At 42.9% G+C, this 7,344-nt stretch carries 9 protein-coding genes (1 of these 9 only partly in view); all 9 read right to left on the bottom strand.

Annotated features, from left to right (window positions below; translation table 11 throughout):
* On the bottom strand, positions 1-1,258 hold the 5' portion of the coding sequence (lysS, locus tag ACN6MY_RS02415) for a lysine--tRNA ligase (protein ID WP_419882641.1). Its footprint begins 224 nt before the window's first position; 1,258 of the gene's 1,482 nt are visible here — the first part of the coding sequence; its start codon is at positions 1,256-1,258; its stop codon lies off the left edge, out of view.
* Positions 1,259-1,458: 200 nt separating this feature from the next.
* Positions 1,459-2,457 (bottom strand): tRNA dihydrouridine synthase DusB, encoded by a 999-nt coding sequence (dusB, locus tag ACN6MY_RS02410; protein ID WP_419882640.1) that lies wholly within the window; start codon positions 2,455-2,457, stop codon positions 1,459-1,461.
* A gap of 32 nt (positions 2,458-2,489) precedes the next feature.
* On the bottom strand, positions 2,490-2,702 hold the full coding sequence (locus tag ACN6MY_RS02405; protein WP_071352997.1) for a helix-turn-helix domain-containing protein: 213 nt from the start codon (positions 2,700-2,702) through the stop codon (positions 2,490-2,492).
* Positions 2,654-3,187, bottom strand: a complete 534-nt coding sequence (gene folK / locus ACN6MY_RS02400) for a 2-amino-4-hydroxy-6-hydroxymethyldihydropteridine diphosphokinase (protein ID WP_419882639.1) — start codon at positions 3,185-3,187, stop codon at positions 2,654-2,656. Before folK ends, ACN6MY_RS02405 begins: the two co-directional genes overlap by 49 nt.
* A gap of 1 nt (position 3,188) precedes the next feature.
* Positions 3,189-3,548, bottom strand: coding sequence for a dihydroneopterin aldolase (folB, locus tag ACN6MY_RS02395; RefSeq protein ID WP_419882638.1), 360 nt, complete (start codon positions 3,546-3,548; stop codon positions 3,189-3,191).
* Positions 3,541-4,386, bottom strand: coding sequence for a dihydropteroate synthase (gene folP, locus ACN6MY_RS02390; RefSeq protein ID WP_419882637.1), 846 nt, complete (start codon positions 4,384-4,386; stop codon positions 3,541-3,543). The genes folB and folP overlap by 8 nt, the downstream gene beginning before the upstream one ends.
* A complete protein-coding gene (gene pabC / locus ACN6MY_RS02385; protein WP_419882636.1) occupies positions 4,370-5,266 on the bottom strand; it encodes an aminodeoxychorismate lyase in 897 nt (298 codons plus the stop codon). The genes folP and pabC overlap by 17 nt, the downstream gene beginning before the upstream one ends.
* Positions 5,267-5,290: 24 nt before the next feature.
* Positions 5,291-5,896 (bottom strand): aminodeoxychorismate/anthranilate synthase component II, encoded by a 606-nt coding sequence (pabA, locus tag ACN6MY_RS02380; protein WP_419882635.1) that lies wholly within the window; start codon positions 5,894-5,896, stop codon positions 5,291-5,293.
* A gap of 3 nt (positions 5,897-5,899) precedes the next feature.
* Positions 5,900-7,318 (bottom strand): anthranilate synthase component I family protein, encoded by a 1,419-nt coding sequence (locus ACN6MY_RS02375; RefSeq protein ID WP_419882634.1) that lies wholly within the window; start codon positions 7,316-7,318, stop codon positions 5,900-5,902.
* Positions 7,319-7,344 lie beyond the last annotated feature (26 nt).

The following is a 7,344-nucleotide window of genomic DNA, read 5'->3' as shown; positions in this document are numbered from 1 at the left end:
TCAATTCTGTAAATGCATTTGCATGCTCGCGGCCGACAATGAATAACTCAAAACGGTCTGTAAATCTTGGATCTGTTTCGTTTTTCTTTGCCAGAGGAGAAATCTCGACAGGATGGCCGAAAATAAATGTTGGCTGAATCAGCTTTTCTTCCACAACCTGCTCGAAGAATTCATTTACGATATGCCCGAACTCCATATTGGCTTTCACTTCAATGCCATGATCTTTGGCAAGCTGATGTGCTTCTTCTTTGGTCATTTCTTTCCAGAAGTCAACACCTGTATATTCTTTAACAGCATCGACCATATGAAGTCTTTTCCATTCAGGCTTCAGGTCGATTTCATTTTCCCCATATTGAATGGTAGTAGAACCAAGTACATTCTCTGCGATATGTGCAATTAAGTTTTCAGTAAGGCTCATGATATCTTTATAGTCTGCGTATGCTTCATATAACTCAATCAAAGTAAACTCAGGGTTGTGTCTGGTGGAAACTCCTTCGTTTCTGAAAACACGGCCGATTTCATATACCTTTTCCAGGCCGCCGACAATAAGGCGCTTCAGATGCAATTCAATGGCAATCCTTAAATTCAAAGGCATATCAAGTGCATTATGATGCGTCAGGAATGGACGGGCAGCCGCTCCGCCAGCAACAGAATGAAGCAATGGGGTTTCTACTTCTAAATATCCGTGGTCATCAAGATAGCGGCGCATAGCCTGTACAATCTTACTGCGCATGATTAGCGTGCTTTTGCTTTCTTCATTCGTAATTAAATCCACATATCTCTTGCGGTAGCGTTCTTCCACATCTTTAAGGCCATGGAATTTATCAGGAAGCGGTCGGAGTGCCTTGGTAAGGAAAACAAATTCCTTAGCTTTAATCGAAAGCTCGCCGACTTTTGTTTTAAATACCAGTCCCTTAATGCCGACTAAATCGCCAAGATCGGTTTGTTCAAAAAGTTTATATTGCTCTTCTCCGACTGCATCAAGACGGACATAGATTTGAATCTGGCCGCTAATATCCTGAATATGAGCAAATCCCGCCTTGCCTTTTCCGCGCTTCGTCATGACACGTCCAGCAATAGTTACTTCAATATTTTTTTCGTCCAGGTCTTCTTTGCTTTCTTCACCAAATTCTTTCACGACTTCCTCAGTAAGGTGGGTACGTTCGAATTTGCTTCCGAACGGGTCTTTTCCTTCATTGATTAAAGCCTGCATTTTTTCCCGTCTTACTTTGAGCTGGTCGTTTAATTCTTCGCTCATTTATAATCATCTCCATCTTGTTATTCAAAACTTATATATAAGTGAAATATGCATCCTTACTTATTTTCACACAAAGTAAAGTAATCGAACAGTACTTTAGCCCAAAAATCTGACTCTTCCGCCTAAATAAAAACTGCCAGAGAAACCTGGCAGTGATTGTAAGCGTATTATAGGTAAAAAGAACAAGGCATGTCAACTTTTTATACAACCTGGACGTTTTGTTCAGCAGCTTCCACTTCATCGACAAGGGTATATAAAAGTGTATGGACATCTTCCCGCGTGTTGCATTCATTAATGCCTTTTCTGGCTTTTCCATTTCCGCGCACGCCTTTTAGGTACCAGGCGGCATGCTTACGCATTTCGCGGACTGCAATATATTCATTTTTAAGTGCGATCAGGCGGTCCAGGTGCAGCATGCAGACATCCATCTTTTCGCGCACGGATGGCTCATCAACAGTCACTCCTGTTTCAAGGTACTTCACTGTGCGGTAGATCATCCACGGATTTCCAAGTGCCGCACGGCCTATCATGACTCCATCTGCACCTGTTTCTCTAATCATTCTTTCCGCATCCTGAGGCGTTTCAACATCTCCGTTGCCAATTACAGGGATATTCACAGAGTTCTTTACTTCGCGGATTATATCCCAGTTTGCTTTCCCTTCATACATTTGCACACGGGTGCGCCCATGAAGAGAAACGGCTTTTCCGCCAGCACGTTCGACAGCCTGGGCATTCCGCACTGCATAAATGTGGTCTTCATCCCAGCCCATGCGCATTTTTACAGTAACCGGCTTATCAACAGCATCTGTTACAGCTGATACCATTTCGTATATTTTATCCGGATCCAGAAGCCATTTTGCGCCCGCATCACATTTTGTAATTTTCGGAACCGGGCAGCCCATATTAATATCAATGATATCTGCTGTTGTGTTTTTATCTACAAACTGCGCAGCTTCTACAAGGGTCTCTTTTTCTCCTCCGAAGATCTGCAGGCTCAGCGGTTTTTCTCTTTCGTCTATATATAGCATATTCATTGTTTTCGCATTTTGAAGTACGATTCCCTTATCACTGACCATTTCCGCACAGACCAGGCCTGCGCCGAATTCTTTTACTGTGAGACGAAAAGCGGAATTGCAAACACCAGCCATCGGAGCCAGCACAACCCGGTTTTTCATTTCGATATCGCCTATTTTAAACACCGTAAAGCCTCCTTGAGCCTTAATTAAAGCTTCTATCTATCTTCAGGCGGTTCTAATTCCTCCAGGGAAACGTGAAGGTTATCGGCAACCTTCACTAAAAAGCTCTCAGTCGGTGTACGATTGCCCCTCTCCACTTCACCCAGCAAGGAAACTGACACACCTAGTTCTTTAGCAAATTCCTCTTGTGTAAAACCTTTCAGCTTTCGAAAAGCGCGAATACGCCTTCCCCATTTTTCTGCTTCCATAATCGAACTCCTTCTTTATCCTTATCCTGCATATTATCAAGAATAACTCTTAAAGGGGTCTCCATCTTCGGCAGAGTGATGTGCGGATCTATTTCCAGCAATGGAATGATGACAAAGGCTCTATCTAAAATCCGAGGATGAGGAATAATAAGATCCTCTGTTTCAATATTTTCGTGATTATACAGTAAAATGTCAAGGTCTAAAGTCCGCGGCCCCCACCTTATTATCCTTTTTCTCCCAAGTTCTTTTTCTATTTGCAGACAATAAACCAATAATTCATCTGCTTTAAGAGAGGTTTCCGCTTTTATGACTGCGTTTAAAAAATCTTCCTGATCCAAAAAACCCACTGGCTCTGTTTCATATAAAGAAGAACTGTCGACGACCTGTATTTCGCTATGGTTTTGAAGAAGCCTTAAGGCATCCGCAAAAATTTCCTTTCGATTCCCCATATTGGACCCTATAGAAATGTATACAATATTCTCCAAATCAGCGGCTCCTTGTAATTTCTACAGCTACTGATTGGTAATGCCCGGGTATCGGAGGATCCGGCTTGATGACTTTGACCGTTACAGACTGGATTTTAGGAAACTTTAACAGCATTTCTTTTGCAATGTTTTCTGCGATCGACTCCACTAGCTTAAACGTCATGCCCTCCACAATATCCTTGCACACCTGATAGATCTCTCCGTAGTTGACTGAATCCTCAAGGCTGTCACTATTTCCGGCAGCGGATAAATCCGTTTCTGCCAGTACATCTACCGCAAAACGCTGGCCCAGCTTGTTTTCTTCAGGAAAAACACCATGATAACCATAGAATTCCATTCTATTTAGATAAATCTTATCCAATATATTCACCCTTTCCAACCAGAACATCCATCATTTTTGCCATTCTCGCCATTTCTTTGACATCATGCACCCTCACCATGTGGCAGCCTTGCTGAATGCCTGAGCAAACTGTAGCACCAGTGCCTTCAACACGCTCTTCAGGAGGAAGGTCCAAAACCTTGCCAATCATTGATTTCCTTGATGTAGCAAGGAGTACCGGATATCCTAACGATACAAGCTTATCGAGATTCTGCATCATCTCCAGGTTAAGAGCGAAGTCCTTAGCAAATCCGATGCCGGGATCTAAAATAATTTTATCATCCCTGACACCTTCTTTTTTCACTAAGGCAATGCTTTCATAGAGGTCATTCCAGGCATCTCTCAAGAAATTCTTATACTCCATGTTTGGGCGGTTGTGCATCAGGATAATCGGAACCCCGGCTTCAGCAGCCGTCCTGGCCATTTCAGAGTCTGCCTTTGCTCCCCAGATATCATTAATGATATGTGCTCCTGCATTTACTGACTCCCTTGCTACCCTGGATTTATAGGTATCTATGGAAATGGGGATTTCAAGGTTCTTTGATATGGCTTCAATCACCGGCGCGACTCTTTCTATTTCCTCTTCATCCGTGATTTTTTTATAATTGGGCCTAGTGGATTCCCCGCCGATGTCAATGATATCTGCACCATCCTCAAGCATCTTTTCAGCATGGAATAATGCAGTATCGACCCGATTATATCTCCCGCCGTCCGAAAAAGAATCGGGTGTCACATTTAGAATTCCCATAATTAGTGTTTTCTTGCTGTAGTCCAGTTTATAAGCGCCGCAATCAATGACAGTATTAAGATTCTTTTCCATGGTTCTCCTCCTGCATGCCTCTTAGCTGAGATTTACCAAATAGGTTTGTTTTGTAACGCTGATACTCTTTAAATAATACACGGGCCACTTCCCCGTTTTGCCCTGGAAAAGTTTTTACGTTTTCAACATAAGAAAAAGCCACGATTTCCTGTACCGAATTTGTATAAAAGAATTCGTCTGCTTCCAAGAGGTCCTCCAGGGGAAAAAGTCCCTCGGCAATAGGAAAGCCTATATTTCCTGCAAGCTTAATTATCCACTGGCGGGTAATGCCGTTAAGAATTCCTGTATTTATCTCAGGTGTATACAAGAGGCCCTCTTTAACCCAGAATAGGTTGGATGTAATCCCTTCTGCTATATACCCATTTTCTGTAAGAAAAATGCCTTCCATGTCTGCCTTGTTTCCTATTTCCAGTTTTGCTTTTACATTATTTAGATAATGATGTGATTTTAAGCGGATTGACGTTTCGGGTGTGTTTCGCCTTGTTTGCAGGATGACACCTTTTTTAGCTTGAAGTTCACTCGCTGATACGGCCGGAGTCATCAGCATAATCACATTGGGCGAGGTGTACGGCACTGACCGCAGTCCAACCGGAGCCTCCCCGGCTGAAATATTAAGCCTCAATCTCGCATTTCTGCACGCATTGGCATGCATCAATCGATCAATTATGCGCATGATTTCTTGCCTTGTGCAGGAAAAATCAATATTCAGCTCATGCAGCCCTTCATTTATGCGATTTATATGGTCATCTAAAAGAAAAGGGTGGCCATCATATATGCGAAAGGTTTCAAAAAGGCCAAGCCCGTATAAAAAACCATGATCAAACGGAGAGATGGCCGCTTCTTTCTCATCTATTATTTCACCATTCATATACATATACATCAGCAGTTCACAGCTCCATTTCTTTTAACAAACTAAACCATCGTTATTGACATCCTGCTGCTTTTTATAATGATCCAAGAAATTGCGCAGCAGCTTCTTTCCATGCTCAGTCATAATGGATTCCGGGTGGAACTGTACTCCTTCTAATGGATAGCCAGTGTGGCGGATTCCCATAATTTCACCTTCCTCTGTTTCTGATGAAATAACAAAGCAGTCAGGAAGCGTGCTTCGTTCCACAATTAACGAATGATAGCGTGTTGCCAGAAAAGAGTTTGGAATATCAGAAAAAATCGTTTTCCCGTCATGGAAAATGGGAGATGTCTTTCCATGCATCAGCCGTTCTGCCTGCATAACCTTTCCGCCGAAAACCTGTGCGATGGACTGATGGCCAAGGCAGACGCCAAGAATGGGTATTTTGCCTGCAAAAAAACGGATAGCCTCCATACTGATGCCTGCTTCGTCAGGGCTGCAGGGCCCAGGGGAAATCATTAAATAATCCGGGTCCAGTTCTTCTATTTCTGACAGGGTAATGCTGTCATTTCTTTTTACAATCAGGGTTTCACCAAGCTCCCCAAGGAATTGCACCAGATTATATGTAAATGAATCATAGTTATCTATCATGAGAATCATCAATTAATCCGCCTTTGTTTGGTATAATTCTGCTGACTCTATCGCTTTCCAAAGTGCGACGGCTTTTTTTAATGACTCATTATACTCATGCTTAGGGTTTGAATCAATGACAATTCCAGCCCCTGCCTGGATATGCGCCATGCCGCCCTGGACAAATACTGTCCTGATCACGATATTTAACTCCATATCTTCCGAATAGCCAATCCAGCCGATCGAACCTGTATAAACCCCTCTTCTAACAGGCTCTAATTCTTCAATAATTTCCATCGTCCTGACTTTTGGCGCCCCTGTTATTGTTCCGCCCGGAAAAACCGCCTCTATGACATCGAAAGAGTTTTTCCCCTCAGAGATTTCGCCTCTGACATTTGATACAATATGCATGACATGGGAGTATTTCTCGATCACCATAAACTCATTAACATGAATGGAGCCATATTTACATACACGCCCCATATCATTTCTTTCTAGATCAACAAGCATCACATGCTCTGCCCGTTCTTTTTCATTCTCTATCAGTTCTTTGGCCAGCTTCTCGTCCTCTGCCTGATCTGTCCCTCTTGATCTCGTGCCGGCAATCGGTCTTGTACTAATTTCCTTACCTTTTCTTTTCACCAAAAGTTCCGGCGAACCGCATATAATCTGAAATTGAGGTGTTTGAATGTACGCCATATAAGGTGATGGATTAATCCTTCGTAAATGTTCGTACACTTCTATAGCCGGAACATGAAGTGTCCTAGACTGCCTGACAGACAAATTAACTTGGAAAATATCACCCTGGGCAATGTACTGGCGTACCTTTTCAACCGCTTCTCTGAACTGCCCTTCTTGAAGGGAAACCTTCAGCAAATCTGCTTCTGCGGTGCCTGCAACTCTTTCATTGTCACCCAGCTTTACGGCAGAGGTCCATTGCCTTTTCATTTCTTCAAGTCTTTTGTCGGCATACAGACCATCTTCCTCACATGTGTACATAAACCAGAGCCGGCTTTTTTTATGGTCAAATACTGCAACTTCATCAAACACCAAATAATACATATCCGGTGTGTTAAGGTCATCTTGTGCGGTATTAGGAAGATCTTCAATATAACGGGCATAATCATAGCTGATAAACCCCATGGCCCCGCCTTGAAAGTCGGGAAAATCTTTGTTTTGCTCTGCCTCGCGTCCTGCCATCCAATTCTTTAGGGCATCAAGGGGCTTTCCTGCTGCTCTTTCACTCGATCCATCTCGATAAAAGATGTCTGTCAGATGATCTTTTCCTATTAATTCAGCCACATGATCAAGACCAGCCATGCTGAAGGAGCCGCCTCTTCCGCTCTCAAGCAAAACATGCTTGTCCCTCCCAGATGATAATGATTTATATGCTTCAAAAAACTGATTATAAGAAAATGGTATGTGTGTTGCATAAACCTTTCGTTTACCCATTTATTCATCCCCCATTTCATGCAGCC

It is taken from the genome of Peribacillus sp. B-H-3, from assembly GCF_048572925.1.
Classification (GTDB): Bacteria; Bacillota; Bacilli; order Bacillales; family DSM-1321; genus Peribacillus.
The sequence above is the reverse complement of the archived record's forward strand: the minus strand, read 5'-3'. Positions and strand labels throughout refer to the sequence as shown.

What these genes read in the sequence shown, in the direction of transcription:
- ACN6MY_RS02405 (WP_071352997.1), bottom strand. Translation starts at nt 2,702, where the DNA reads ATGGAAGCAGAAAAATGGGGAAGGCGTATTCGCGCTTTTCGAAAGCTG.
- folP (WP_419882637.1), bottom strand. Translation starts at nt 4,386, where the DNA reads ATGGAAAAGAATCTTAATACTGTCATTGATTGCGGCGCTTATAAACTG.
- pabC (WP_419882636.1), bottom strand. Translation starts at nt 5,266, where the DNA reads ATGTATATGTATATGAATGGTGAAATAATAGATGAGAAAGAAGCGGCC.
- pabA (WP_419882635.1), bottom strand. Translation starts at nt 5,896, where the DNA reads ATGATTCTCATGATAGATAACTATGATTCATTTACATATAATCTGGTG.
- ACN6MY_RS02375 (WP_419882634.1), bottom strand. Translation starts at nt 7,318, where the DNA reads ATGGGTAAACGAAAGGTTTATGCAACACACATACCATTTTCTTATAAT.